This window comes from Halomonas sp. MCCC 1A13316 (assembly GCF_014931605.1).
Classification (GTDB): Bacteria; Pseudomonadota; Gammaproteobacteria; order Pseudomonadales; family Halomonadaceae; genus Halomonas.
This window is the reverse complement of record NZ_CP053382.1, coordinates 3,315,559-3,342,554: the sequence shown is the minus strand read 5'-3', so window position 1 is coordinate 3,342,554 and position 26,996 is coordinate 3,315,559. Positions and strand designations below refer to the sequence as shown.

Here is a 26,996-nt window from a genome sequence, read left to right as displayed (position 1 = left end):
GCCCGATCAGGCGACTTCGTGGCCACGGGCGGCCTCGAGCAGGGCGTACCAGGTGGGGCGATCCAGCTCTTCCCGGGCATCGGCGTGCAGCGCGGCGATGCGCTCGGCGCGCAGGCTGCCGATTACGGGGCGCGGCCGGCCTGGGAGGGCACGCAGCCAAGCCAGCGCCAGCCCGGCCGGGGTCATGTCGCGCTCCTCGGCGAGCTCGGCCAGCAGTCGCTCGGCTGGCCTCTCGAAGACCCGCCCGCCACCCAGGGGTGACCATGCGAGCGGCACCAGGCCGTCGCCGACCAGGGCATCGAAAGTACCGTCGAAAAGCGGCTGGGTGTGGTCCAGCGAAAGTTGCAGCTGATGCGCTGACAGACGGTGCTGCATGACTGCCTGCAAGCGACGCCATTGGGCTGGCAGAAAATTGGAGACCCCGGCGGCGGCGATCTTGCCGGCGGCGATGGCAGCGTCCAGCGCCCGGCCGGTGGCTTCGGCGTCCATCAGCGGGCTGGGGCGGTGCAGCAGGAAGTGGTCGAGACGCTCGACGCCTAGGCGAGTCAGAGAGGCATCGATGCTCTGGGTGAGATATTCCGGTGAGCTGTCGTAATGTTTGACGCCGAACGGTGAGGCGTCTCGCACGGACGCGACGATGCTGGCCTTGGTGACTACCCGGATCCGTTCAGCGAGCGCGGGGCGGGCGCGCAGGGCAGCGCCGAATAGCGCTTCGCCTTGGTTGTCGCCGTAGATATCGGCGTGATCGAACCAGATGAGCCCCTCGTCGAGGCGTGCCTCGATCCAGTCGGCCATCCGCAAGGGTGAGTGCAGTTCGACCACTTCATGCAGGCGCATCATGCCCAGCAGGAAAGGCGCTTCGATCGATGTGGCGGCGCTCACAGTGTGTCTGCCTCGCACGACAGGGTGGTCCCCAGCAGGTGCTGTGCGCCGGGTACCAGCCATACCGGGTCGAGGCGGGTATTGGCCGACTCCACACAGAGGAAGCCGCGAGCGGCCTGGGCCGAGGTATCGTCGGGCGGAGCATCGCCCGGGTGCCACACTACCGCCGAATCGCTGCCCTGGCGGGCGATGCGCAGGCGGCGTTGGCCGTCGTCGAGAATCACCTCGGCATTGCTGTGGTAGATGCGGTCGAGCCCGCCGCGCACGGCCAGTTCGCCCTGCTGGTCACGCTCGGCGAAGCCGGCCAACTTGTCCAGATAGCGCGCACCGCTCAGCCCTTCGACGCGGCAGGCGAAGCTGTCGGCCACGGCCAGATAGCTGTGCAGTGCGCCGCTGAGCTTGATCGGCGTCTCGCCTACATGCTCGGTGATCAGCTCCACGTGCAGGCGCCTGGCGTTGGCCTGGATTACGGCGCGAGGAATCAGCTGGCTGTGCAGGCGTTCGCTGGGCGAGAGATGCAGCTCGACACCCCCCTCATGCTCATCGACTGCTTCCAGACGCCACTGCGCCTTGCGCGCCGGGCCGTGCATGGGGCCGGAGCGATCCGGGCTCTCGTCGGCGCCGCGTTCGTCGGCGAACCAGGGCCAGCACAGCGGAATGCCGCCGCGAACGGCGCCGGGCAGCGCCTGCGGGGTCGGCGTGACCCATAGCCAGCCGCCTGGAACCAGCACCTCTTCGCCTTCGCCCGGGCTGGGAGTGGCGCCACTGTCGCGCGCGGCGTCGACTGCGCTACGCGCGGCTTCGGGCGCGTTGGGGAGCGAGCCATCGGCTTTCGCGGGGCCGGACACAGGTAAAAAGTGAAGTACCTGAGCGCCCTGTAGACAGACGGCCAGCTCTCCCCAGGGTTCGCGTGCCAGCCATACACGGCGGCCGGCCCATTCGCACTCGCGCTGGCCGTCGGTTTCGTCGAGCAGGGCTCGCAGGCTTTGCGGAATCATTCGTTCTCCTTCGTCATTCCACTTCTTCGTTGCGCAGGGCCTCGGCGGCGCCCAGCAATCCCGGCCACGGAGCAGTCACCACTTGTACCGGGATGGCGCGGGTGTAATCGCTCATGCGGCCCTTGGCGGTGAATGCTTCGACGAAGCGACTCTGCGGCAGCCACTCCAGCAGCCGCGGCAGGATGCCACCGCACAGATAGACCCCGCCGCGCGCGCCCATGGTCAGCGCCGCATCGCCGCAGACGTCGCCGAGAATCTTGAGAAACCGCAGCAGGGTATCACGGGCGATGATATCGCCGCCCGCGGCGGCGGTGACCTCGGCCGGCGTCTGATAGGCAGGGTTGGCGCCCTTCAACGAGCAGTGCGCCAGGTAGAGGTCGAGCAGGCCCTGGCCACAAAGGATGCGCTCCACCGAAACCCGTCCATAGCGATTGCGGAAATGGCGCAGCAGGTTCTGCTCGCGCTCGTCGGTGGGGGCGAAGGTGACGTGGCCGCCCTCGGTGGACAGCGGAATCCAGGCTCGAAGACCAGGAAAGATCCCCCCCACGCCGAGCCCGGTGCCTGGGCCGATCACCAGGCAGGCGGCGTGTTCGCGCGCCACGCCCGGCTTGATCTCGACCAGCTCGTCGGGTGCCAGGTGCGGTACGCCCAAGGCCTGGGCGGTAAAGTCGTTGATGACCTTTAAGCGCTCGAGGCTGAGCGCTGCCTGTGCTTCGCGGCGGGAAAACGACCAGTGGTTGTTGGTCATCGTTACCCGGTCGTCGCCGATGGGGCAGGCGAAGGCCAGGCACGCCTCGCGCGGCGATGCATCGGCATCCAGCCCGACCCGTGCCAGGTAGTCGCCTACCGCCTCGACCAGGCCGGGATAGTCGGCGCAGGGCAGCGTCAGAATGTCGTGGGGCTCGAACTCGCCGGGAGTGACCAGGGCGAAACGGGCGTTGGTGCCACCGATGTCACCGATCAGGGCCGGTCGCGTCATTGGTCCTCCTGCTCGATCTTCTCCAGCTCTCGCGACAGGACCTCGGCCTCGAAGCCGCCGAACACGCCGGCGCCCAGCTCGGCGCCAGCCGCCAGATGACGGAAGCTGCCGAACAGCTCACGGCCCAGGCCGAAGTGATAGCGCTCCAGGTTGGGCTCGATGACGCTGCGGCCGGCGAGCTCACCGGCGTCGACCACGGCGGTCAGCTCGCCGCGCTCGGCGTCCAGACGCACCACGTCGCCGTCGCGCAGTCGCGCCAGCGGACCGCGGTCGATGGCTTCCGGCGTGACGTGGATGGCGGCGGGTACCTTGCCCGAGGCGCCCGACATGCGCCCGTCGGTGACCAGCGCCACCTTGTAGCCGCGGTCCTGCAGCACGCCGAGGAACGGCGTGAGCTTGTGCAGCTCGGGCATGCCGTTGGCCTTGGGCCCCTGGAAGCGCACCACTACCACCACGTCGCGGTCGAGCTCGCCGGATTCGAAGGCGGCCTTGACCTGGTTCTGGTCGTCGAAGATACGCACCGGCGCTTCGACGATCCGATTGGCCTGCTTGACGGCCGACACCTTGATCACGCCGCGGCCGAGGTTGCCATCGAGCACCACCAGTCCGCCCGTGGGAGCGAAAGGATCGGAGACCGGGCGCAGCACGTCGCGATCGAGGCTCTCCGTCGGCCCTTCGCGCCAGACCAGCTTGTCGTCCTCCAGGAACGGCTCCTGGGTATAGGCGGTGAGGTCGGTGCCGAATACGGTGGGGATATCGCCATGCAGCAGCCCGGCATCGAGCAGCTCGCGGATCAGCAGGCTCATGCCGCCGGCGGCCTGGAAGTGGTTCACGTCGGCGCTACCGTTGGGGTAGATTCGCGTCATGCTCGGCACTACCGCCGAGAGCGCGGTGAAGTCGTCCCAATCGATGGTAACGCCGGCCGCGGCGGCCATCGCCACCAGGTGCAGGGTGTGATTGGTCGAGCCGCCCGAGGCCAGCAGGCCGATCATGGCGTTGACGATCGCGCGCTCGTCGATCTGCTTGTAAAAGGGGCGGTAGTTGCCGCTCTGTTCGGTATTGCGTACCGCCTGCTCCGCGGCGTAGCGGGTCAGCGCCTCGCGCAGCGGCGTACCCGGGTTGACGAAAGAGGCGCCGGGCAGATGCAGGCCCATCATCTCCATCATCAGTTGGTTGGAATTGGCGGTGCCATAGAAGGTGCAGGTGCCGGGACTGTGATAGGAGCGCGACTCGGCTTCGAGCAGTTCATCACGCCCCGCCTTGCCCTCGGCGTAGAGCTGACGCACGCGGGCTTTTTCGTCGTTGGGCAGGCCGCTGGGCATGGGGCCGCCGGGAACGAACATCGCCGGCAGGTGGCCGAAGCGCGCCGCGCCGATGAACAGCCCCGGCACGATCTTGTCGCAGATACCCAGGTAGAGGGCCGCGTCGAACATGTTGTGGGAGAGCGCCACGGCGGTGGCCATGGCGATCACGTCGCGCGAGAACAGCGACAATTCCATGCCCGGCATACCCTGGGTGACGCCGTCGCACATGGCCGGCACGCCACCGGCGAACTGAGCGGTGCTGCCCATGCCACGGGCGGCCTGCTTGATGATCTCGGGGTAGCTCTCGAACGGTCGGTGGGCCGAGAGCATGTCGTTATAAGACGAAACGATCCCCAGGTTGGCGCTGTTGGTCAGCTTGAGGCGGTCCTTGTCGCCGGCATGATCGCAGCCGGCAAAGCCGTGGGCCAGGTTGCCGCAGGAAAGCTCGCCGCGATGCACGCCCTGCTGGTGCTGTGCGGCCATGTGCGCCTCGTAGAGCTTGCGACGCCCGCGCGAACGTTCGCGAATACGGTCGGTCACCTGCTCGACGGTGGGGTTTAGTGCGGTGGGGCGAGCCATGAGAGCACCTCGCGTCGTTGGGTGATGGATGTAAATTTACACAATTGTCTCCCATCGCATGGCAAATTTGAAGGCGCCTGGCCGAAAGTAAGTAGTTTTATTACGGCGATGGAAAAGAGTTGGTGGGTCTGGGCACAATGTAGGCGGCCGTCGGCGAGTTGTCAGCCGACGCTTCGGTTACCTTCCTGACAGGAACGCCATGTCCGAGCTGATTCTCAAGCGGCTGCCTGCCATCGAAGCGGTGGCGGCTACGCCATGGAATGCGCTGATCGGCGATGACCATCCCTTCCTGCGTCATGAATTCCTGCATGCACTGGAAGCGAGCGGGGCGGTAGGCCGTTCGACCGGCTGGGTGCCGAATCATCTGACGCTGTGGCGTGGCGACGCCCTGGTGGGTGTCATGCCGCACTATCACAAGTACCACTCCTACGGCGAATACGTGTTCGACTGGAGCTGGGCCGATGCCTGGGAAGGCGCCGGTGGGCGTTACTATCCCAAGGGGCTCACGGCGATCCCGTTCTCCCCGGTGCCGGGGCCACGGCTGGCGCTGGCAGTCGATGTCGACCCGCTGGCCGCGCGGGAGGTGCTGGCCGAGGCATGGGAGGACAGTACGCTGTCGGGTTGGCATCTGCTGTTCGCCGCGGATGACGAGGTCGACGCCTGGCTCGCGGCTCGGCCTGCGCTGTTGGTGCGTCACGGCGTGCAGTTTCAGTGGCAGGACACTGGCTACGGCGACTTCGAGGGCTTTCTGTCCGGCCTGACGGCAAAGCGGCGCAAGACGATCCGTCGCGAGCGCCGGCGGGTAGCCGAGCAGGGCCTGAGCCTGCACCGTCTGGCAGGCGAGGAGATCGGCGAGCGCGACCTCGAGCACTTTTTCCGCTGCTACGAGATCACTTATCTCGAACGCGGTCGTCACGGCTATCTCAGCCTCGATTTCTTCCGTCGTCTGCACCACGCCATGCCGGAAACGCTGCTGTTGATACAGGCACGCCTCGACGACCAGCCGGTGGCCGCTGCGCTCTGCCTGCAGGGCAGCCGTACCCTCTACGGGCGCTACTGGGGCAGCGAGGTGCTGGCCGACTGCCTGCACTTCGAGGCGTGTTACTACCAGGGCATCGAGCACTGCCTGGCCCACGGGCTGACCTGCTTCGATCCCGGCACGCAGGGTGAACACAAGCTCACGCGGGGCTTCGCTCCCAGGCGGCTGCGCTCGCTGCACCATGTCGCCGATCCAAGGCTGCGCGATGCCCTGGCACGCTTTTGTGACGAGGAGCGTGACCACGTCGACGCTTACTGTCGGGCAGCCGAGCGCGCCCTGCCGTTCAAGGCGTGAGACGGGCTGGGGAAGATGGCATAATGCCGGCCATTCAGAATCATGAGGACGTCAGCCGATGCTCAAGTGGCTTGCCATCGCACTGCTCCTGCTGCTGGCGCTGCTGCAGTATCGCCTGTGGCTGGGCGACGGCGGCATGCATGAGCTGCGCGTGATAAGCGAACGCGTAGAGCTGCTCGACAATGACAACAAGCCACTGCGCGACCGCAACGCACGACTCGCGGCCGAAGTCGTCGACCTCAAGACGGGGCTCGATGCCATTGAAGAGCGAGCGCGCAGCGACATCGGCATGGTGCGAACCGACGAACAGTTCTACTGGGTGCCTGGCGTGGTGACAGAGCAGGGCGGGGACGGTGCGACATCCCCGGTCCGCGCTCGAACGGGAGCGCCGAATGAGTGAGTACAGCGCTGAGCGCCTGTGGCTGGTAGTGCCCGCGGCGGGCCGTGGGCGACGCATGGGGGCTGGGCTGCCCAAGCAATACCTGGGCTTGGCCGGGCGACCGGTGCTGGCGCATACGCTGGCGCGGCTGCATCTTGCCTTTCCCGCAGCGCGGCTGTGCCTGTGCCTCGACCCCGACGATGCTCACTTTGATTCGGCCTGGGTGCCCTTCGCCGAGTGGCGGCGGAGCCCGGGCGGGGCCGAGCGGGCAGAATCGGTACGACTGGCGCTGGCCTCCATCGCCGACGAGGCGGACGACGACGACTGGGTGCTGGTCCACGATGTGGCGCGGCCCTGCGTGAGGGTCGCCGATCTGACGCGCCTTCATGCTGCCCTGAGGCAGGACCCGGTGGGTGGGCTGCTGGCAACTCCCGTAGCCGACACCATGAAGCGCGACGATGGCCAGGATTGCGTGGCCCACACCGAGCCGCGCGTCGGGCTGTGGCAGGCGCAGACGCCTCAGGGCTTTCGCTATGGCCTGCTGTGCCGGGCGCTGGACGAGGCGCGCATGCACGGCGCGGAGATCACTGACGAGGCCTCGGCAGTAGAGGCGCTGGGCCTGTCGCCACGGCTGGTGCCTGGCCGGCGCGACAATATCAAGATCACTCACCCGGAGGATCTGGCACTGGCGGGCCATATCCTGGCCGCTCAGCGGGAAGAGCCCTTGTCGAGACCCGGACACATGCACGAGGAGACTCCCTGAATGCTGCGCATTGGCCATGGCTTCGACGTCCATCGTTTCGGCGCTGGCGACCACCTCATGATCGGTGGCGTTGCCATTCCCTTCGATCACGGTTTCGTTGCCCACTCCGATGGCGACGTCCTGTTGCATGCCATCAGCGACGCACTGCTCGGCGCTTGTGCCCTGGGTGACATCGGGTGTCACTTTCCCGATACCGACCCGGCCTGGGCTGGCGCCGACAGCCGTGCCCTGCTGCGTCATGTGCTGACGCTGGTGCGCGAGGCGGGCTATCGGGTCGGCAACGTCGATGCCACGGTGATTGCCCAGGCACCCAGGCTGGCACCCCACGTTGCCGCCATGTGCGGGCACATCGCCGAGGACCTCGAACTTGCCCTGAACGCCGTCAACGTCAAGGCCACCACCAGCGAGCGGCTGGGCTTCACCGGCCGCGGCGAGGGCATCGCCGCCGAGGCCGTGGTGCTGCTGACGCGCGAAGGGGCTACCACTTGAGCGAATCTTGCCGGCCGGACGGCTGGCCACTTGCCAGCGTCTCCGAATTCGGCCCCCCGCGCGCAGGCGAGTTCCGCGCCACGCCCGAGGACTTCGTGGTCGAGGAAATCCTCGGCTTCGCCCCCGAAGGGCACGGCGAGCATCTCTGGCTGTGGATCGAGAAACGCGGGCTTACCACTCTCGAGGTGGTGCGCCACCTGGCGCGGGCCTGCGGGGTGCCGACCCGGGCCGTCGGTTACTCGGGGATGAAGGATCGCGTTGCCGTGACCCGCCAGTGGCTCTCGGTGCACCTGCCGGGGCAGCAGGCGCCGGAGGATCTGGCCGAGCAGTTGACCGGTTGCGGGGTGCGGGTTCACGAGCAGGTGCGCCATCCGCGCAAGCTCAAACGCGGCGTGCACCGGGCCAATCGCTTCTCGCTGCGTATCTCGGGAGAGGCGATCAGCGACGACCTCGAGGCGCGCTGGGTCTGGCTGTGTCGCCATGGCGTGCCCAATCTGTTCGGCCCGCAGCGTTTCGGACCCGGCGGGCGCAACCTGGCGCGTGCACGTGCCGTGCTGGCGCGCGGCTGGCGCAAGCGCGACGATCGCGAGGGCATGCTGCTTTCCACCGCTCGCAGCTATCTTTTCAACGAACTCGCTGCCATGCGCCTGGCGGAAGGCAATTGGTGCCGGCTGGTACCAGGTGACGTGGCGATGCTCGACGGCACCGCGAGCCAATTTGCCGTGGAGGTCGTCGATGCCGAGCTGAGCGAGCGGGCCGACAGACTCGACCTGCACCCTTCCGGCATGCTGTGGGGGGTAGGCGACTCACTAGTCGCAGGCGAAGCCGAAGGTTATGAGCGTGCCGTCGCCGAGCGCCATGAAACGCTCTGTCTTGGCCTGGAGCAGGCCGGCGTGAAAATGGCGCGGCGGGCCTTGCGCATGCGCCTGGACCAGCCACGGCTCGAGATAGAGGAAAGCGTGGCGCGGCTCGATTTTCATTTGCCGCGCGGCAGCTTCGCCACGGCGGTGCTGCGCGAACTCATCGAACATCCAACCTTGACGCTACCGGCAGAGGGCTAATCGAATGCGCAGACTCCTGCTTTCCAACGATGACGGTGTGCATGCGCCGGGCCTGCGCGCCCTGTACGAGGCCTTGGAGCCCCATGCCCGGCTGCGCGTGGTGGCACCCGACCGAGACCGCAGCGGCGCCAGCAATTCGCTGACCCTGAACCGGCCGCTGGCGTTGACCTCGCTGGACAACGGCTTCCACTGTGTCGACGGCACGCCGGCCGACTGCGTCTACCTGGGCGTGAACGGGGTGTGGGACGAGCGCCCGGACCTGGTGATCTCGGGAATCAATCACGGCGGCAACCTGGGCGACGACGTGCTCTACTCCGGGACCGTGGCGGCTGCCATGGAGGGCCGCAACCTGGGCATGCCGGCCATCGCCATGTCGCTGGTCGGTTCGCGCCATTTCGACACTGCGGGCCGCGTGGCGGCCAGCCTGGTAGGGGCGGCCGACCAGCTTTCGCTCCCCCCGCGCAGCCTGCTCAATGTCAACGTGCCCGACCTTCCGTGGGAGAAGATCCAGGGCTTCCGTGTGACCCGCATGGGCTATCGCGGCCCTGCGGAGCGGCCCATGGAGGTGCGTGACCCGCGCGGCCGTTTACGCTACTGGATTGCGGCCGTGGGAGAGAATGCCGATGATGGGGCCGATACCGACTTTGCCGCCATCGAGGCAGGCTACGTTTCGATCACGCCGCTGCAGACCGATCTGACGCAGCGTGCGGCCATAGCGGATGTGCAGGGCTGGCTGGATGCATTCACCTGAGCGACTACCCGAACTATTGCGCGGCGTCGGCATGACATCGCAGCGTACTCGCGACCGCATGGTGGCGCGTTTGGCCAGGCAGGGCATCGTTGATGAGCGGGTGCTCCGGGTGATGGCCGCCGAGCCGCGTCATTTCTTTCTCGACGAGGCTCTGGCCCATCGCGCCTATGAGGATACCTCGCTGCCCATCGGTCACGGGCAGACCCTGTCCCAGCCGTGGATGGTGGCGCGCATGACCGAACTGGTGATGAAGGAGGCGCCCAGGCGCGTGCTGGAGATCGGCACCGGCTCCGGCTACCAGACGCTGATTCTGTCGCGTCTGGTGCCGGAACTCTGGTCGGTCGAACGAATCAATGCCTTGCATCACCGGGCAGCCAAGCGGCTGCGTTTGTTGCAGGCGCACAATGCACGCCTGCGTCTGGCGGACGGCGGTCACGGCTGGCAGGAAGCGGCTCCGTTCGACGTCGTGCTGCTCACCGCCTGCGCTCACGAGCTGCCCGAGGTCCTGATCTCGCAGCTTACCGAAGAGGGCGTGATGATCCTGCCGTTGGCCGACCCAAGCGGCGAACAGTGGCTGACCCGGGTGCAACGTGCTGGCTCTCAACATGATGTTCAGCGGCTCGAACGTGTGCGCTTCGTGCCGCTGCTGCAAGGAGTGATTCGTTGAAGCGACAATTAAGTGTCTTCCTCAAGGGCGCCGGCATGGGGGCGGCCGATGCCGTGCCCGGGGTGTCCGGCGGTACCATTGCCTTCGTCACCGGCATCTACGAGGAACTCATCAATACCATCAAGCAGTTTGGCCCCAGTGCTTTCACGGCCTGGCGCCGCGGCGGGCTGGCGGGGCTCGCCACCCACCTCAACCTGACCTTCGTCATTCCGCTGTTATTCGGAATCGGGGTAAGCCTGGTCAGCGTGGCGCATCTGGTCGTCTGGCTCATGGGTGGCTACCCGTTGCTGCTCAACGGCTTCTTCTTCGGCCTGGTGGCGGCCTCGGCCATCGTGGTGAGCCGCCATCCAGCCGACTGGAAACTATGGCATCTGATCCCGTTGGTAATGGGCCTGTTGCTGGCACATGGCTTACCGTCGCTGATGCCGCTGGTCACCCAGTTGGGCAGCCCCTCTCTGGTGTTGGTCGTCGGCGGCGCAATTGCCATCAGTGCTTTGCTGCTGCCGGGCGTGTCAGGTAGTTTCCTGCTGTTGAGCATGGGGCTCTACGGCACCGTGATGCAGGGGATTCGCAGCTTCGACCTGGCGTTGCTTGCGACCTTCGCCGTGGGATGCCTGATCGGCCTGTTCGGTTTTTCACGGCTGCTCTCCTGGTTGCTGCGCCATTATCACACCGCGACCCTGCAACTCTTGATTGGCTTTATCGTCGGCTCACTGCCGGTGCTGTGGCCCTGGCGCGAGCTGGTACGCTATCAGCTCGGGCCCGATGACCAGGTAATTCCTCTCGATTACCGCTACCTGATGCCTGGCGACTACGCCAACCTGACCGGGGAGCCCGGCTTGCTGGTGCCCGTCGTGGTCGCCATGGTGGTCGGGGCAGCCCTGGTGCTGGCGTTGGGTCGTCATTCGGGAGGGAGTAGGCCCGGCCAGGCAGGGAACGGCTCTCATAAATCATCTGACAAGGAGGAGGGCTCCAATGCGTAAGGTATTTCTCGTCTCGGCCGTTGCCATGGCCATGACCGGCTGCGTCGCCCAGCAGGAGTATTCCACCCCTCAGGTTCGCGACCTTTCGGTGAGCCGCGAGCGGTCGCCAGCCAGCCAGTACACGGTCGAGGCCGGCGATACTCTGTATGGCATCGCCTGGCGCCATGACATGGACTATCGCGACCTGGCCAGGCTCAACCAGATCAGTCCGCCTTACCGCATCCAGCCCGGCCAGCAGTTGCGCCTGGGCGAGGGCGAGGCTGCACCTGGCGGTGAGGCCAGCTCTGCTGAGCTGGGAGGCGGCCAGGTAGCGACGGCTACAGCGCTCGGTGGCGGTAGCGCGACCCAATCGAGCGATGACGACTGGCTGCTGCCTGACGAGGAAGCCATCGAACGCAACCGCAGACTGACTGCCGAGCCTCTCGCGGGGGATACGAGCGTTCCCAGCGATACTGCGGTAGCGGGCGCGCAGACGATTGCCGATGTGCCGGCCCAGCCGGAGCCACCGACGCAGCCTGAGCCGAGCGTCGAGCCCGAAGCGGCCGCTGCCGTGCAGCCCGACTCCGAGCCCCAGACGCCGCCCGAGCAGGAGCAGGAGCCGGAAGCCCAGCCCGAGGTGGACGCCGGCACCCAAGTGGCAGGTGAGCCGGAACGTCAGCCCGAGAGCAGTGGTCGTACCTATACACCGGTCGGTGAAGTCGCCTGGCAGTGGCCCACCGACGGTGAACTGGTGGGTCGTTTCGGTGAAGGAGGAAGCATCACCGCCGGCATTGATATCGCCGGGCAAAAGGGGCAACCTGTCAGAGCAGCAGGACCCGGTATCGTTGTCTATGCCGGTAGTGGGGTGAGGGGCTACGGCAACCTCATCCTGCTCAAGCACAACGACCAGTATCTGAGCGCCTATGCCCACAACGACAGCCTCCAAGTGACGGAGAACGATGTGGTCGAGGCCGGTCAGGTGATCGCCAATATGGGCGATAGCGATGCCGAAAGCGCCAGGCTGCACTTCGAGGTGCGCAAGGATGGCCAGCCTCAAGACCCCCTGAAATACCTGCCGGAACGCTAGCAGTACCGTGTTGCCGTCGGGACGTCACAGGTGGGCATTGGTACCGATGGGTATCACGAGGAGTCATAACAAATAGAACTCTGCGTGCTGTAAGCCATGCCAGAGAACAGGCATTTCAGGACGAAACCACGGGGTAGCAACCGATGAGCATGCTTGAACGGGACCTTCAGGATGTTGATCTCGATGACGTCACCGAGGCCGAACAGGACCTCGAGACGGATTCGGACAATTCGGCCAGTGACGATGAGGCCGCCTTCGAAAAGGCGCTGAGTCGCGAGGACAAGCACTACCACCACAGCCTAGACGCCACTCAGATCTATCTCAACGAGATCGGATTCTCGCCCCTGCTGACGCCCGAGGAGGAGGTGTACTACGGCCGCCTGGCTCAGAAGGGCGACCCCGCAGGCCGGGCGAGGATGATCGAATCGAACCTGCGCCTGGTGGTCAAGATCGCTCGGCGCTATCTCAACCGCGGACTGACACTGCTCGATTTGATCGAGGAGGGAAACCTCGGTCTGATTCGTGCAGTGGAGAAGTTCGACCCCGAGCGGGGCTTCCGCTTCTCCACTTACGCCACCTGGTGGATCCGTCAAACCATCGAGCGGGCGCTGATGAACCAGACCCGCACCATCCGGCTGCCGATCCACGTCGTCAAGGAGCTCAACATCTATCTACGGGCGGCACGTGAGCTGACCCAAAAGCTGGATCACGAGGCCACGCCGGAAGAGATTGCCGATCATCTCGACAAACCGGTCGAGGCGGTGAAGAAGATGATGGGGCTCAACGAGCGCGTCTCCTCGGTGGACTATCCCATGGGCGGCGACAGCGACAAGCCGCTGATCGAGACCCTGGCCGACGACAACGAGCAGGGCCCCGAGTCGTCGCTGGTCGACGTCGATGTCAAGCAGCACGTTGACGAGTGGCTGGCGGAGTTGACCGAGAAGCAGATGGAAGTGGTCGTGCGGCGCTTCGGATTACGCGGCCACGAGGCTGCGACCCTGGAGGAGGTCGGCGATGAGATCGGCCTGACCCGCGAGCGGGTGCGCCAGATACAGGTAGAGGCGCTCAAGAAGCTGCGCCGCGTACTCGAGAAGCAAGGCCTCTCGATGGACAACATCTTCAACGAGTAATCATTGCGTTTGGTAAAAAGGCAGCCGACCCTCAGGTCGGCTGCATATTTTCTGCATGCTGATGGGATATCATTAGCCTCCTTATCATGCAGGGACGAATAGGGGACAAGAACACATGCTTCGCCCACCTTTCGCACGACGCCTTCCACGTCACGGACTGGCCGCTCTGATGGGTTGCCTCATGATTGGCAATGCCCAGGCCGCCGATCTCTGGACCATTGCTCAGGATGCGCTGGCCAACGACGCCGAACTGTCATCCACTCAGGCCAGCTTCCAGGCCACGGAGGCTGCGCGGGACGTACAGCGCGGCGCCCTTTTGCCCCAGATATCCGTGGGAGGGAGTGCGAGTCACTCTCGTATCTACTCCAGTGCCAACGAGGGAACCCAGTTTCCCGGCGTGCCGGCCGAAGCCTTCGAGACCGAAGATACCGTCAACAGCGCTAGCCTGAGTCTTGACGCCGAGCAAGCGCTCTACGACCCGACCCGTCGAGCCCAACTGGAGCGGGCCGAGCGTGAAATCGACCGGGATGCCCTGGGTGTCGATGCGGCCGCTCAGCAGTTGCTCTTCAGCGTGGCCAACGCCTACTTCGAGATTCTTCGGGCCCACGATGTGCTCAGCGCGCGTCGCGCCCAGGAAACCGCCATCAGCCGACAACTTGAACAGGCGCAGGAGCGTTTCGAGGTGGGGCTGATCGCGATTACCGACGTCCACGAGGCCCAGGCCTCCTATGACCTGGCCCGGGCCCAACGCCTCGCCGCCGAAGGGGCCATGCAGGTCAGCTTCGAGGCACTGGAGCGCCTGACAGGGCATCGCTATGACAGCATCGAGGCACTGGATGACGAGGTGCCGATTGACCGTCCCGTGCCGGCGGATCGTGAGGAGTGGGTGGAGCTGGCCATGGACAACAGCCCCTTGGTGCTGGCAGCCGAGGCCGGCGTCGAGGTGGCGCGCAGCAGTGTCGATGTCGCTCGGGCCGGTCAGCTCCCGGTAGTGTCGGCCTTCGCCAACTATGGCTGGTCGGATACCGACCGCAACGGGACCAACCACCAGTCTGAGAGCCAGGTCGGTCTTCGCGCCAGCCTGCCACTCTACACCGGTGGTTCGACCCAGGCGCAGATTCGTCAGAGCGGCTTTTTGCTCGAGGCCAGTCAATACGACTTCGAGGCCCAGCGGCGCGATACCATCCAGCAGGTGCGCTCATTGTTTACGCAAGTGAACAACGATGTGGAAACGGTCGAGGCACGACGTCAGGCGATTGTTTCCAACCAGAGCGCCCTTGAGGCAACGCGATCGGGCTACGAGGTGGGTACACGCAATATCGTCGATGTGCTCAATGCCGAACAGAACCTGTTCAATGCCATCGCAGAGCATGCCGAGGCGCGCTACGACTATGTTCTCGGTCTGCTGCAGTTGCAGCAAGAGGCAGGGCTGCTCGGGCCGGAATCGATACAGGCCGTCAACGCCTGGCTCTCCGAGAAGGAGCGAGTGTTGCTGGGATTGCCCGATGAGGCCAACGACGATTCTGTCATGAATATCGGCGAGCGCCCGCAGGTGCCCTTCCGATGAACTACTGATAATTTGAGATATTAAAGTACTTAATGCTACAAGCCACCGATAAGTCGGTGGTTTTTTTCGTGAAATGACTTGGAATATAAAAGATAATCTTGCGCTGTTTTGCTCTGTGTAGGAGGTTGCCATGGCCAGGCCGCTGGTTGCCGATATCGATCTTGATGCCCTGTGTCACAATTATGCGCTGGCCCGTGAATTGGCGAGCCATAGCCGGGCCCTGGCCGTGATCAAGGCCGATGCCTACGGCCATGGTGCAGTGGAGAGCGCCAGCGCTCTGGAGTCTTTGCCCGAAGGCCAGCGCCCGCCAGCTTTCGCCGTGGCTTGCCTGGAAGAAGCCGAAGCCCTTCGCAAGGGGGGCATTGAAACGCCGATCGTGCTGCTCGAGGGCATCTTCGAGGCGCAGGAATTGAGTCGCGTCGAGGCACTGGGCTTATGGATGGCGGTGCATAGCGAATGGCAAGTCGATGCCCTTTTGTCCTACCGGCCGTCCCGGCCGATTCCGGTATGGCTCAAGGTCGATTCCGGCATGCATCGGCTGGGTTTTCCTCCCGAACAGGTACCGGCAGTGTGGGCTCGCCTGGTCTCTGCATCGCAATACGCCACCGACCTGCAACTGATGAGCCACTTCGCCACCGCCGATGCGCTCGACTCGGTTTATTTCGACCAACAACTTGAATGCATGCGGGCACTGTCCGAGCGTCTCGGCGCCCCGCTGTGCCTGGCCAATTCGCCGGCTACCCTGGTAAGTCCTCAGGCCCATGGTAGCTGGGTTCGCCCCGGCGTGATGCTGTATGGCAGCGATCCGCTGGAGCAGCCCAGCGCAGCCAGCCGCCGGCTCGAGCCGGTCATGACGCTGCGCTCCGAGATCATCGCCCTGCGCGATTTGTCCGCAGGTGAACCGGTGGGTTATGCCGGCCGCTGGCGAGCGCCGCGAGCGTCGCGCATTGCGGTGGTGGCCTGCGGTTATGGTGACGGTTATGATCGGCATGCCGTCGATGGCACCCCGGTGCTGGTGGCCGGGCAACGCACGGCGCTGGCCGGCAAGGTCTCGATGGACATGTTGACGGTGGACGTTACCGATATTCCCGAGGCCGACATCGGCACCGAGGTAGTGCTGTGGGGAAGGTCGCGGCATGGTGCAATACTCTCGGTCGACGAGGTGGCCCGGTATTGCGATACCATCAGCTATACGCTGCTGACCGGCATCCTCCCTCGGGTGCCCAGACGCTATCGGCGGCGCGCTTGAGCGCCGGTTGCCTTCGCCCCAACCCGAGCTGAACGGAATCCTGTATGTCCAAGCGTAACTGGCCCGCTTCCTACGCTCATCCTCGCTACTGGCCTGCCTGGCTGGCCATTGGTTGCATGTGGTTGGCGGCCTGGCTGCCATGGCGGCTGAAGCTGGCCATCGGGCGGGGGCTCGGGCTGCTGGCCTGGTGGGCGGTGCCGCGTCGCAGGCATATCGTCGCTACCAATTTGCGTCTCTGTTTTCCCGAACTCAGCGATACACAGCGCGACCGGCTGGCTCGCGATACCTTCAAGGCCAACGGCATCGGTCTTCTCGAGACCGCTACGGGATGGTGTCGCGACCCCAGGCATCTTCGGCACCGGGTGACCTTCAAGGGGCGGCATCACATGGAGCAGGCTCGTGCCAGGGGCAAGGGCGTGCTTATCGTTGGCATACACTTCTCGACGCTGGATCTGGGCGGTGCGCTGCACTCGCTCTACTTCACTAGCGATGCCGTCTACCGACCGCACAACAACCCGCTGTTCGACCGCTTCATGACCCGGGGGCGCAGCCGCATCTTCGGCGAGACGATCGATCGTCACGACTTGCGCGGCGTGGTGCGCCGGCTCAATGAGGGGCATTCGGTCTGGTACTCGCCGGATCAGGATTTCGGCCGCAGCGTCAGTGTCTTCGCCCCATTGTTCGGCGTAGAGGCGGCGACGATACGCCTGACGGCCAAGATCGCGCGGATGACGGGGGCTGCCGTGGTCCCGCTGATGTTTCATCGCAATCCTGACGACAGTACCTATACCATCGAGTGCCAGCCGGCCCTCGAAGGCTTTCCCGGCAACGATGAAGTGAGTGACGCGACGCGGGTCAATGCCTTCATCGAGCAGGCGATAAGCAAGCATCCGGAACAGTACATGTGGCTACATCGGCGCTTCAAGACCCGGCCGAAGGGGGAGCCGGGTTTGTACTGATGCGCTGTCACCGAGAGGTGAATGTTTTCTCTCTGGAACCGTATCGGATACAAGGCGTAACCTGCAGTAACTTGACGATTCGGTCAGCTCACGCAAGTCTGAAAGACACCTGATTGGGTAACTGCGCCTGGGATGGCGCCAAGACAGTCAAGGAGGTCTGTTATGCTCGGCAATGCAATGCTGTTCCTGATCATCGCCATCATTGCGGGGGTGCTCGGTTTCACCGGTATCGCCGGTGCGGCCACCACCATCGCTCAAATCCTGTTCTTCCTGTTCATCGTGCTGTTCATCGTCTCGCTGATCACCGGGCGGCGACCGTGACGAGGATGCCACTCAGCGATTAGTTCTCTCTCCAGGAGAAGCAAGTGAAAAGAACGAGGCCTCGCTGATGCGAGGCCTCGTTCTTAGCCGAATGGCGCGTGAATCAAGCGTCGATGCGCTTGTACTTCATGCGATGCGGCGTATCGTTGCCGACCCGCTTACGATGCTCCGCCTCGTAGTCGGTGTAGTTGCCCTCGAAGAATTCCACATGTGATTCGCCTTCGAACGCCAGGATGTGAGTGGCGATGCGGTCCAGGAACCAGCGGTCGTGGGAGATCACCAGGGCGCAGCCGGGGAAGGCGAGCAGGGCTTCTTCCAAGGCGCGCAGGGTCTCGATGTCGAGATCATTGGAGGGCTCGTCGAGCAGCAGCACGTTGGCACCCTGCTTGAGGGTCTGGGCCAGCTGCAGGCGGCCGCGTTCACCGCCGGAGAGGTCCTTGAGGAACTTCTGCTGGTCGTTGCCCTTGAAGTTGAAGCGGCCGACGTAGGCGCGTGAGGAGACCTCGTAGCCATTGATGTTGAGCATGTCCTGCCCATCGGAGACCGCTTCCCACACCGTCTGCTTGTCGTCTAAGGCATCGCGCAGCTGCTCGACGTAAGCGATGTCGACGGTATCGCCGACGACCACTTCGCCGCTGTCGGGCTGCTCCTTGCCTGTGATCAGCTTGAACAGGGTCGACTTGCCGGCACCGTTGCCGCCGATGATGCCGATGATGGCACCCTTGGGCACGCTGAAGGAGAGGTCCTCGTAGAGCAGCTTGTCCTCGAAGCGCTTGGACACCCCGTGGAACTCGATCACCTTGTCACCCAGGCGCGGGCCGGGCGGAATGTAGATCTCGTTGGTCTCGTTGCGCTTCTGGAAATCGCCGGACTGCATCTCCTCGAAGCGGTTGAGGCGTGCCTTGCTCTTGGCCTGGCGGCCCTTGGCGTTGCTGCGCACCCACTCCAGCTCGTGCTTGATCGCCTTCTGGCGCGAGGCCTCCTGCTTGGCCTCCTGCTCGAGACGCTTCTCCTTCGATTCCAGCCACTGCGAGTAGTTGCCCTCGAAGGGAATGCCGTGGCCGCGGTCGAGTTCGAGAATCCAGCCGGCCACGTTGTCGAGGAAGTAGCGGTCGTGGGTAATGGCCACCACGGTGCCGCTGTAGTCGTGCAGGAAGCGTTCGAGCCAGGCCACCGATTCGGCATCCAGGTGGTTCGTCGGCTCGTCGAGCAACAGCATGTCGGGATTGGAGAGCAACAACCGGCACAGCGCCACGCGACGCCGCTCGCCGCCCGAGAGATTGCCCACTCGGGCTTCCCACGGCGGCAGGCGCAACGCCTCGGCGGCCACTTCCAGCTTGCGCTCCAGATTGTGGGCATCGGCGGCTTCGATGATGTTTTCCAGGCGCGCCTGCTCGGAAGCGAGGGCATCGAAGTCGGCGTCCGGTTCGGCGTAGGCGGCATAGACGGCGTCGAGCTTGGTCTGGGCCTGCTTGATTTCACCCAGCGCCTCTTCCACGGTCTCGCGTACGTTCTTTTCGTCGTCGAGCTCCGGCTCCTGGGGCAGGTAGCCTATATTGATGCCGGGCATGGGACGTGCCTCGCCTTCATGCTCCTTGTCGACTCCGGCCATGATGCGCAGCAGGGTCGACTTGCCTGAGCCGTTGAGGCCCAGCACGCCGATCTTGGCGCCCGGGAAGAAGGAGAGTGAGATGTCCTTGAGGATCTGTTTCTTGGGCGGAACGACCTTGCCCACCCGATTCATGGTGAAGACGTATTGCGCCATGGAATTCCACTGGGGTTGAGGGTTTCAGTGGCCACGATGATAGTGGCCGTACCGGGCAAAGGCCAGCGCTGTGGTGCTTGGCGCCACGTGGGCAGGCATTTTGGCGTGGTTCGAAGACAGCCTTGCTTGACGAGGCATCCGTGGATGCCTCGTAGCGAGAGGATATTGCCTATTCCTCTTCTTCCTCCTCTTCACCGAGCAGCATCCAATCGTCTTCGATGGCGCGCTGCAGGCGTCGCTCTTCCAGCAGGGCCTCGACGCGTCGTCGGGCACGCAGGGTGTCGGCGCGGCTGGAGGCGCGGGGGCGAACGTACTCATCGTCGTTCACCGCTTCGAGGAAGTCTTGCTCGTCGTCGTGAGTGTCGCTGACAAGGGGTTCATGGCTCATGCGAAATCCTCCCATGGCCCGGTGTCGACCGCTCGGCGATCGACGTATAGCACATTCGCTTCGCGTCCGAAGCGACGGACCTGAAGCGCCATCGGCACCAAACGCTGGCACCTGACGGCTATATATATCCGGGAGAGGTCGAGAGCAAGCTCTGGAGGAAATTTTTTTACAACACCGCGGCGTATCAGCCGAGGCCGTGTTCGGCCTTGAGCCGTTCCAGCTCCATCTGGGCCTCGATGCGCTCCGTGACGTCCTTCTGCACGCCGATGAAATAGGTCAGGTTGTCGTCGGCATCGAAAACCGGGGTGATCGACAGCTCGTTCCAGAACATGGTGCCGTCCTTGCGGTAGTTGCGCAGGACTTCGCGACAAGAGCGCCCCTCGCCCAGGGCCTTGCGTATATTGGCCAGCGCCGGCTGATCGCGATCTTTGCCCTGCAGGAAGCGGCAGTCCTGGTAGAGAATCTCGTCGGTACTGTAGCCGGTGAGCCGCTCGAAGCCTTGGTTGACGTAGATGAGAATGTTCTCGTCACCTTCCTGCTCGGCGACCACGATGCCATCCTCCGAGGCATTGACGATGCGCTCGAGGAGTTCCGGGCTGATCAATGGGGCGCGTTTCATTCAAGGCATTCCTGGCTGAGACGTGGCGGTAACACAACGTGACTATGCTACATCATGGCCAGCCTTTGCCACGTTGACAACGCCGGGAGTTATTCGACCTCCGGCAGGCGTGCGGCCGAGGCGGCAGCGGCCAGGGCCATGGCGGCCAGCGCCACCAGCAGCCAATCGGTGCCCAGCCACTGGGCCAGCAGCCCCGTTGCGCCGCCCACGACCAGCATCATTACTCCCGTGAGGGTGTTCGACAGGGCTACGTAGAGCGCACGCCGGTCCTGGCCCGCCATATCGACCAGGTAGGTCTTGCGACCCAGGCGCACGCCGGCATGGACGATCACCAGCAGGGCGTAGACCAGGGCGTAAGGCCATACCGTGGCCGTCCATTCATCTGGCAGCCAGGTGATGGTGGCACCGAGCAGGCAGCAGGCCGCGGCACCCAGGCCGGCATCGCGCAGTACGCTGCGGCTGGAGGCATCGGAGCGCTTACCCCATATCGGGCTTGCTACCATTCCGGCGAGGCCAGACACCACGATCAGGACGCCCAGGCCGCCCAGCTCGGTGCCGCTCTGCTGCTGGCCGAGCAGGGCCACGTAGGGCAGGGCCAGGGCGCTGGCCAGCAGCAGCGAGCGCGACAGGTTGAAGTGCAGGAAAGCTCGGTCGTCGCGCAGCAGGCGCAGCCCCAGCTTGATGCTGCTCCAGGCGTTCTCGCCGCCCTCGACGGCACCCGGTGCCTCTCTGATGCGCGCCGCGCACAGCGCATTGAGCGCCCAGCCCAGCGCGGCGACGCCGAGCAGGCTCGCCAATGCCAGCTCGCCGGGGCGCTCATCGAACAGCATGAGTATGCCGCCGGCGCCCAGGGTGACGGCACCGGCTACGCTGCCGCTCCAGCCCATCAGGTTGCCGCGGCGCTGCTTGGCGATGGTCTTGCCCAGTACGTCCTTGGTGGCGATGGAAGAGAGTCCACGGGCCAGCGATAGCGCCACCAGCGTGGCCAGCACCAGGGCGCCACCGAGGCTGCCATGGCCGAACAGCGCGAGCAGAGCGAGGATTGCTGCCGCCATGGCTTGCAGCATGCCGCCCAACACCCAAACCCACTTGCGCTGCGGCTTGAGACGGATGAAGCCGGCGACGAACAGCTGCGGCAGCAGGGCGCCCGACTCACGGATCGGCACCAGCAGCCCGACCATCCCCAGCGGAGCGCCGATCACCCCGAGCAGCCAGGGCAGTACCAGGCGGGCACTGGAAAGCTCGTCGGCGAGCTTGTTGCCCAGCGCGGCGAATAGATGCAGAAAGAAGTTGCGCGGCTGCTCCCGGCAGGCTTCGTCGGCGATGTCCTGACACATGCGGCTGTCTTCGTCGCCGGTCAACCGCTCGTACAGGCGCGACTGGCTGATCTCGCGCTCGGCCATTTCGGTTCCTTGGCTGCTATCATCTTGATTCATTGTTGCGACAGGGTGTCCGCATGTCACGTATCCGCATTCATTACTGTACCCAGTGCCAGTGGCTCCTGCGCAGCGCCTGGCTGGCCCAGGAGCTGCTCTCGACCTTCGGTGAGGAGCTGGAGGAGGTGGCCTTGGTGCCCTCCCATGGGGGGTACTTCGAGATCTTCTACGACGACGAGTCGCTGTGGGAACGCAAGCGTGACGGTGGCTTTCCCGACGGCAAGCAGCTCAAGCAGCGGGTGCGCGACCGCCTGGCGCCTGGGCGAGACCTGGGGCATATCGATCGATGAGGGCCGAAGCAACGAACGCAGCCGCGCCGAGCCAGGATCGCCAGGCGATCCTGTTCGGCCTGGGAGCGGTAGCGCTGTGGTCCACCGTGGCCACCGCCTTCAAGGTGGCGCTGACCTACATGTCGCCGCTGGAACTGATGTGGTTGGCGTCGCTGGTGTCGTGGCTGCTGATGAGCGCGCTGGTGGTTCGCCAGGGCCTGCTGGGCGAGGCTGTGCGTCGAGGTTGGCGCACTGCCGCCTGGGCCGGCCTGATGAACCCGGTCGCCTACTATCTGGTGCTGTTCGGTGCCTACGATCGGCTGCCCGGCCAGGAGGCCATGGCGCTCAACTACACCTGGGCGCTGGCCATGGCGTTTCTCGCGGTACCCATCCTGGGCCAGCGTCTCACCCGTATCGACGTGCTGGCGGGGCTTGTCGCTTACTCGGGCGTGTGGGTGATCGCCACCCGCGGTCGGGTCTTCGACGTGGCCTTCGCCGATCCGCTGGGCGTGGGGCTGGCGCTGGCCTCGACCCTGCTGTGGGCGCTCTACTGGCTGCTCAACGTGCGCGACCGGCGCCCGCCGCTGGTGGCGCAGTGGCAGAACTTCAGCGTCGGCCTGCCGGTACTCACGCTACTCATGCTGCTTGGCCCCGGTTTCGCCTGGCACGGTTGGTCAGCTCTGGGAGCCGGAGTCTACGTCGGTCTGTTCGAGATGGGCATCGCCTTCGTGCTGTGGCAGCTGGCCATGCACCGGGTGTCGCGCACGGCCCGAGTGTCCAACCTGATCTTCCTGTCACCGCCGGTATCTCTGCTGCTGCTGTACCTGGTGGTAGGCGAGCCGATCCTGGCGTCGACCCTGATCGGGTTGGTACTGATCCTGGGTGGGCTCGGGCTGCAGCAGTGGCAGAAGAGCCCGGCTGCCGATCACTCGTGAGCGGTTTCGGCCAGCTCCGCACCGCTATCCTCCAACAGCGGAGCAAGTTCCGACCAGACGTTGTCGAGGATGATCGGCTGGGCGTCGCTGGTGGGGTGGATGCCGTCGTCCTGCATCATGCCCTCCTCGAGCGCCACATCCTCGAGCAGGAAGGGCACCAGCGGCGTATCGTAGGTATCGGCCAGGCGGGAGAAGACGTTGGTGAAGGCGCGACGGTAGGCCTGCCCATAGTTGGGGGGGATGTCGATACCGAGTAGCAGCACCTCGGCACCGGCGGCCTGGCTGGCCTCGATCATGCCGGCCAGATTGACCTCGAGCTGAGTGGGCGGCAGGCCGCGCAGGCCGTCGTTGCCGCCCAGCTCTAGTAGAACGATGTCGGGGTCATGCTGTCCGATTAGCTCGGGGAACCGGCTGGCACCGCCGCTGCTGGTTTCGCCACTCATGCTGGCGTTGACCACCTGAGCGCTGCCGTCCAAGCGCTCTTCGAGCAGGCTGACCCAGCCCGCTTCCCGCTCGATGCCATAGGCGGTGCTCAGGCTGTCGCCCATCACCAGCAGGACCGGTCGCGTGTCGGCCAGGGCGGCGGTAGTCGCCAGCCACAGGGCAAGCAGCAAGCAGGCCAGACTGCCGGGGCGGGGACGCCACCGGACCAGGCGGGTGTGATTCTCTCTTACCAGACCACTGGGGAAACCTTTCACCATGACCGACTCCTCGACTTCCGATGCTGTTACGCCTGCCGCCGCTCCCGGGCGCGATATCCAACCGATTCTACACGCTCGGCAACTGAGCAAGCAGGTCGTGAGCGGCGAGCGGCGACTCACCATTCTGAGTGGCCTGGAGCTCGAAGTGTTCCCCGGAGAGAGCGTGGCGATCCTGGGGCAGAGCGGGGCAGGCAAATCGACCCTGCTTGGTCTGCTGGCCGGCCTCGACCAGCCCAGTGGCGGCGAGCTCGCCCTGTTCGGCAAGACACTCGGCCAGCTCGATGAGGACGGGCGTGCACGGCTGCGGGCAGGCCGGGTCGGCTTCGTGTTTCAGAACTTCCAGTTGCTGCCGACCCTGACGGCGCTGGAGAACGTGCTGCTGCCGCTGGAACTGTCACCGCTGCCCGATGCCTCGGCCCGGGCCCGCGACTGGCTGACCCGGGTTGGGCTCGGCGAACGCCTGGAGCATCTGCCCAAGCAGCTCTCCGGCGGCGAGCAGCAACGCGTGGCATTGGCCCGCGCTTTCGTCACCGGGGCCGAACTGGTCTTCGCCGACGAGCCCACCGGCAACCTGGATCAGGCCACCGGGGGACGTATCATCGAATTGCTGTTCCAGCTCAACCGCGAAGCCGGTACTACCCTGGTGCTGGTGACCCACGATCACGCCCTGGCGGCGCGCTGCGATCGCTGCCTGCGGCTGGAGGAGGGGCGGTTGGTCGAGCTGGTGCATGAGGAGGTGGATGCATGAACCGGCCGCCGTCCCGTTCAGCCGGCGCCAACCTGTTGCGTCTTTCCGGGCGCGGGTTGCTGCGTGACCTGCGTGCCAGCGACGTGCGTGCGCTGTTCGTCGCCCTGGCGCTGGCGGTGGCCGCCTCGACCATGATCGGCTTCTTCCTCGACCGCCTGGATCGGGGCCTGACCCGGCAGGCCGGGCAACTGCTGGGCGGCGACCTGGTGCTCGAGCAGGGGCGTCCCTTCGACGACGAACTGCGTCGTACCCTGGAGGAGGCCGGCCTGAGCCTGAGCGATCAGGTCGACATGGTCACCATGGTCAGCCTCGACGAGGCCTTTCAGCCGGCGAGCCTGAAGGCGGTCGACCGCGCTTATCCCCACTATGGCAGTATGCAGGTCGACCGCGGCGAGGGCATCGAGAGCGTGGCCCACGGGCCCGCCCCCGGTGAGGCCTGGCTGGCGCCGCGCCTGGCACTGCTGATCGAAGCCGAACTGGGCGATCGCATCCAGGTCGGCGAAGGCGAACTCACGGTCACCGGCCTGATCGAGCGCGAGCCGGACCAATCCGCCGGTTTTGGCAACTTCAATCCGCGTCTGATGCTGCATGTCGACGATCTCGAAGCCACCGGCCTGGTGCAGCCGGGCGCACGGGTGGAGTACGAGCTGCTCGCCGCCGGCCCGCCCCAGGCGCTGGACTCATTGGGGCCGCTGCTCGAGCGACTGCGCCGCGAGGGGGTCGAGGTGCGTGACGTCAGGCGCGACCGGCCGGGGCTCGGCAACGCCCTGGAGCGCGCCGAGAAGTACTTGAGTCTGGCCGGGCTTGCCGCCGTGCTGCTGGCCGGGGTGGCGGTAGCCATGGCCACACGTCGCTACGTCGAGCGCCACCTCGATACCGCGGCATTGCTGCGCTGTTTCGGTGCCACTCAGCGCGACCTGACCTGGCTCTTCTCGTTGCAGCTCATGTGGCTGGCGCTGGCGGCCTCGCTGCTGGGGGCACTGCTGGGGTTGGCCGGTCAGGCTGTGCTGTTGGCTCTGCTGACAACCTTTCTGCCGCTCAGCTTGCCGCCGCCGGGCTGGCTGCCGCTGTGGCTCGGCGTGTTGACGGCGCTGGCGGTACTGGTCGGCTTCGCCGGCCCGACCCTGCTGCGCCTCAAGCGGGTCAGTGCGCTGAAGGTACTGCGCCGTGAACTCGACCCGCTGCCCGCCTCGGCCTGGCTGGTGGTGCTGGTGGCCAGCCTGGTCTTCGGCGGCCTGTTGTGGCTCTATTCCGGCGACTTCGCGCTGGCGGCGTCGCTACTTGTTGGCGGGCTGGTCATGCTGGTGGTGCTGTGGGGTGTGGGGTCGCTGCTGCTCGGCCTGGTGCTGCGGCTTGCGGCTCGCCTGCCCCAGGGCGGCGGCGACAGGGGTGAGCTGTCCCAGGCCGTACGTCTGGGCGGACGCCAGTTGGCCCGGCGCCGTAGCGCCAGTCTCGGGCAGTTGCTCGCCTTTGCGGTGACCTTCTTCGCCATGGCCATGATCGCCCTGGTGCGCGGGGATCTGCTTTCGACCTGGCAGGAGCAGCTGCCCGAGGACACGCCCAACTATTTCGCCATCAACATTCAGCCCGGCGAGCGCGACGCCTTCGTCGAAGCCCTCGAGGCCAATGCCGAGGACCGAACGGCGCTCTATCCCATGGTGCGCGGGCGTCTCACCACCATCAACGGCGAGCCGGCCCGTGAGGCCGTGCCGACGGAGTCGCGCAGCGACGGCTCGCTGCGTCGCGAGCTCAACCTCACCTGGCAGGCCGAACTACCGGAGGGTAATCGGATAGTGGCCGGCCAGTGGTTCGATGAGTTGCAGAGTGGCAATGGGCAACCCGGCTGGCTCGGTGCCGTGGACGCCGATCCCCAGGACAGCGATGTGCCGATATCGCTGGAGGATGGCCTGGCCGAGCGGCTGGGGCTGACCCTCGGCGACCGGTTGGCCTTTACCATCGGCAGCGAGGAGATCCTCGGTGAGGTGGCCAGCCTGCGCAACCTGGACTGGGACAGCTTCCGGCCCAACTTCTTCGTCATCTTCCCGCCCGGGGTGCTGGAGCGCTTCGGCCACAGTTTCATCACCGCCTTTCATCTCGATGCCAGTGAGGGCGAGACGCTGCGCTACCTGGTACGGAATTTCCCCGCCGTCTCGCTGCTCAATATCGAAGCGATCCTGGCGCAGGTTCGCGACGTGGTCACCCAGGTGACCCGGGCAGTGGAGCTGGTGCTGGCCTTCGTGCTGCTGGCTGGCGTAAGCGTGCTCTACGCGGCGCTGACCGCGAGCCGCCCGGCCCGGGCGCACGAGAGCGGCCTGCTGCGGGTTTTCGGCGCCGGCGGAAGTCTCATCTCCCGCGTCCAAGGGGCCGAGTTCGCCATCCTGGGGTTGGCCAGCGGGCTGATGGGCGCGCTGCTGGCCGAGCTGGCCACTGCTGGTATCTACGTCGCCTGGCTCGACCTGGCGCCGCGGCCGCATCCTTGGCTGTGGCTGTTGCTGCCGCTTGGCGGTGCGCTGCTGATCGGCGCGATTGGTCACGCCCTTTCGCGTGGTCTGCGAAGACAGGCGCCGGCAGCGAGCCTGGGTCTGCTGGGAGAGGCGTGACCCGATACCACTGTGCTGGCCAATGCGTTGAAGCGACATTGGTCAGCGCCGACACGTGGACCGTAGCCTCAGCGC

General features: G+C 65.4%; 27 protein-coding genes. 18 read left to right on the top strand and 9 right to left on the bottom strand.

What is annotated here, in order from left to right:
• Nucleotides 1-6 precede the first annotated feature (6 nt).
• The 4 genes from HNO52_RS15470 to edd are packed head-to-tail and all read right to left on the bottom strand — an operon-like array spanning nt 7 to nt 4,742.
• Nucleotides 7-882, bottom strand: a complete 876-nt coding sequence (locus tag HNO52_RS15470) for an aldo/keto reductase (protein ID WP_442907059.1) — start codon at nt 880-882, stop codon at nt 7-9.
• Nucleotides 879-1,880 carry an aldose epimerase family protein gene (locus HNO52_RS15465; RefSeq protein WP_197566129.1) on the bottom strand — a complete coding sequence of 334 codons (1,002 nt, stop codon included), beginning with the start codon at nt 1,878-1,880 and terminating at the stop codon, nt 879-881. Before HNO52_RS15465 ends, HNO52_RS15470 begins: the two co-directional genes overlap by 4 nt.
• Before the next feature lie 13 nt (nt 1,881-1,893).
• Nucleotides 1,894-2,859, bottom strand: coding sequence for a glucokinase (glk, locus tag HNO52_RS15460; protein WP_197566128.1), 966 nt, complete (start codon nt 2,857-2,859; stop codon nt 1,894-1,896).
• Entirely contained in the window at nt 2,856-4,742 is a 1,887-nt protein-coding gene (gene edd, locus HNO52_RS15455) for a phosphogluconate dehydratase (protein WP_197566127.1), read from the bottom strand. Before edd ends, glk begins: the two co-directional genes overlap by 4 nt.
• A gap of 199 nt (nt 4,743-4,941) precedes the next feature.
• Between edd and HNO52_RS15450 the strand changes: the two genes are divergently transcribed.
• The 14 genes from HNO52_RS15450 to HNO52_RS15385 all read left to right on the top strand — a co-directional run bounded on the left by HNO52_RS15450 (nt 4,942) and on the right by HNO52_RS15385 (nt 17,460).
• Nucleotides 4,942-6,075, top strand: a complete 1,134-nt coding sequence (locus tag HNO52_RS15450; RefSeq protein WP_197566126.1) for a GNAT family N-acetyltransferase — start codon at nt 4,942-4,944, stop codon at nt 6,073-6,075.
• A 58-nt stretch (nt 6,076-6,133) separates the two neighbouring features.
• The gene (ftsB, locus tag HNO52_RS15445) at nt 6,134-6,475 is read left to right on the top strand and encodes a cell division protein FtsB (RefSeq protein ID WP_197566125.1); all 342 of its coding nucleotides are present in this window, start codon (nt 6,134-6,136) and stop codon (nt 6,473-6,475) included.
• The gene (gene ispD, locus HNO52_RS15440) at nt 6,468-7,217 is read left to right on the top strand and encodes a 2-C-methyl-D-erythritol 4-phosphate cytidylyltransferase (RefSeq protein WP_197566124.1); all 750 of its coding nucleotides are present in this window, start codon (nt 6,468-6,470) and stop codon (nt 7,215-7,217) included. Before ftsB ends, ispD begins: the two co-directional genes overlap by 8 nt.
• Nucleotides 7,218-7,706, top strand: a complete 489-nt coding sequence (gene ispF / locus HNO52_RS15435) for a 2-C-methyl-D-erythritol 2,4-cyclodiphosphate synthase (protein WP_197566123.1) — start codon at nt 7,218-7,220, stop codon at nt 7,704-7,706.
• Entirely contained in the window at nt 7,703-8,767 is a 1,065-nt protein-coding gene (truD, locus tag HNO52_RS15430) for a tRNA pseudouridine(13) synthase TruD (RefSeq protein ID WP_197566122.1), read from the top strand. The genes ispF and truD overlap by 4 nt, the downstream gene beginning before the upstream one ends.
• Before the next feature lie 4 nt (nt 8,768-8,771).
• Complete coding sequence (surE, locus tag HNO52_RS15425) at nt 8,772-9,518, top strand: 5'/3'-nucleotidase SurE (RefSeq protein WP_197566121.1); 747 nt, start codon at nt 8,772-8,774, stop codon at nt 9,516-9,518.
• Complete coding sequence (locus tag HNO52_RS15420) at nt 9,505-10,185, top strand: protein-L-isoaspartate(D-aspartate) O-methyltransferase (RefSeq protein ID WP_197566120.1); 681 nt, start codon at nt 9,505-9,507, stop codon at nt 10,183-10,185. Before surE ends, HNO52_RS15420 begins: the two co-directional genes overlap by 14 nt.
• Entirely contained in the window at nt 10,182-11,168 is a 987-nt protein-coding gene (locus HNO52_RS15415; protein ID WP_197566119.1) for a DUF368 domain-containing protein, read from the top strand. Before HNO52_RS15420 ends, HNO52_RS15415 begins: the two co-directional genes overlap by 4 nt.
• The gene (locus HNO52_RS15410) at nt 11,161-12,234 is read left to right on the top strand and encodes a peptidoglycan DD-metalloendopeptidase family protein (RefSeq protein WP_197566118.1); all 1,074 of its coding nucleotides are present in this window, start codon (nt 11,161-11,163) and stop codon (nt 12,232-12,234) included. The genes HNO52_RS15415 and HNO52_RS15410 overlap by 8 nt, the downstream gene beginning before the upstream one ends.
• Nucleotides 12,235-12,377: 143 nt before the next feature.
• Complete coding sequence (gene rpoS, locus HNO52_RS15405; protein ID WP_197566117.1) at nt 12,378-13,364, top strand: RNA polymerase sigma factor RpoS; 987 nt, start codon at nt 12,378-12,380, stop codon at nt 13,362-13,364.
• Between the two features lie 115 nt (nt 13,365-13,479).
• Entirely contained in the window at nt 13,480-14,931 is a 1,452-nt protein-coding gene (locus tag HNO52_RS15400; RefSeq protein WP_197566116.1) for a TolC family outer membrane protein, read from the top strand.
• A 130-nt stretch (nt 14,932-15,061) separates the two neighbouring features.
• The gene (alr, locus tag HNO52_RS15395) at nt 15,062-16,180 is read left to right on the top strand and encodes an alanine racemase (RefSeq protein WP_197566115.1); all 1,119 of its coding nucleotides are present in this window, start codon (nt 15,062-15,064) and stop codon (nt 16,178-16,180) included.
• A gap of 44 nt (nt 16,181-16,224) precedes the next feature.
• Nucleotides 16,225-17,139, top strand: coding sequence for an LpxL/LpxP family Kdo(2)-lipid IV(A) lauroyl/palmitoleoyl acyltransferase (gene lpxL / locus HNO52_RS15390; protein ID WP_197566114.1), 915 nt, complete (start codon nt 16,225-16,227; stop codon nt 17,137-17,139).
• Nucleotides 17,140-17,301: 162 nt separating this feature from the next.
• Complete coding sequence (locus HNO52_RS15385) at nt 17,302-17,460, top strand: DUF1328 domain-containing protein (RefSeq protein WP_159553797.1); 159 nt, start codon at nt 17,302-17,304, stop codon at nt 17,458-17,460.
• Nucleotides 17,461-17,563: 103 nt separating this feature from the next.
• Here HNO52_RS15385 and ettA read toward each other — a convergent pair whose 3' ends face one another.
• The 4 genes from ettA to HNO52_RS15365 form a co-directional block, all read right to left on the bottom strand.
• Nucleotides 17,564-19,225, bottom strand: coding sequence for an energy-dependent translational throttle protein EttA (ettA, locus tag HNO52_RS15380; RefSeq protein WP_197566113.1), 1,662 nt, complete (start codon nt 19,223-19,225; stop codon nt 17,564-17,566).
• Nucleotides 19,226-19,394: 169 nt separating this feature from the next.
• Nucleotides 19,395-19,613: a PA3496 family putative envelope integrity protein gene (locus tag HNO52_RS15375; RefSeq protein WP_167116619.1), complete on the bottom strand. Its 219-nt coding sequence runs from the start codon at nt 19,611-19,613 to the stop codon at nt 19,395-19,397.
• A 184-nt stretch (nt 19,614-19,797) separates the two neighbouring features.
• Entirely contained in the window at nt 19,798-20,232 is a 435-nt protein-coding gene (locus HNO52_RS15370; protein ID WP_197566112.1) for a PAS domain-containing protein, read from the bottom strand.
• An 89-nt stretch (nt 20,233-20,321) separates the two neighbouring features.
• On the bottom strand, nt 20,322-21,635 hold the full coding sequence (locus HNO52_RS15365; protein ID WP_197566111.1) for an MFS transporter: 1,314 nt from the start codon (nt 21,633-21,635) through the stop codon (nt 20,322-20,324).
• Nucleotides 21,636-21,688: 53 nt separating this feature from the next.
• Between HNO52_RS15365 and HNO52_RS15360 the strand changes: the two genes are divergently transcribed.
• Both HNO52_RS15360 and HNO52_RS15355 read left to right on the top strand, forming a co-directional pair.
• Nucleotides 21,689-21,958 carry an Rdx family protein gene (locus HNO52_RS15360; protein ID WP_197566110.1) on the top strand — a complete coding sequence of 90 codons (270 nt, stop codon included), beginning with the start codon at nt 21,689-21,691 and terminating at the stop codon, nt 21,956-21,958.
• Entirely contained in the window at nt 21,955-22,872 is a 918-nt protein-coding gene (locus HNO52_RS15355; protein WP_197566109.1) for a DMT family transporter, read from the top strand. The genes HNO52_RS15360 and HNO52_RS15355 overlap by 4 nt, the downstream gene beginning before the upstream one ends.
• Here HNO52_RS15355 and HNO52_RS15350 read toward each other — a convergent pair.
• Nucleotides 22,863-23,573: an arylesterase gene (locus tag HNO52_RS15350; protein ID WP_197566108.1), complete on the bottom strand. Its 711-nt coding sequence runs from the start codon at nt 23,571-23,573 to the stop codon at nt 22,863-22,865. The genes HNO52_RS15355 and HNO52_RS15350 overlap by 10 nt on opposite strands.
• On the opposite strand from HNO52_RS15350, the gene HNO52_RS15345 reads away from it, so the two are divergent.
• Together HNO52_RS15345 and HNO52_RS15340 are read left to right on the top strand one after the other, a co-directional pair.
• Nucleotides 23,572-24,321: an ABC transporter ATP-binding protein gene (locus HNO52_RS15345; protein WP_197566107.1), complete on the top strand. Its 750-nt coding sequence runs from the start codon at nt 23,572-23,574 to the stop codon at nt 24,319-24,321. The genes HNO52_RS15350 and HNO52_RS15345 overlap by 2 nt on opposite strands.
• A complete protein-coding gene (locus HNO52_RS15340; protein ID WP_197566106.1) occupies nt 24,318-26,921 on the top strand; it encodes an ABC transporter permease in 2,604 nt (867 codons plus the stop codon). The genes HNO52_RS15345 and HNO52_RS15340 overlap by 4 nt, the downstream gene beginning before the upstream one ends.
• Nucleotides 26,922-26,996 lie beyond the last annotated feature (75 nt).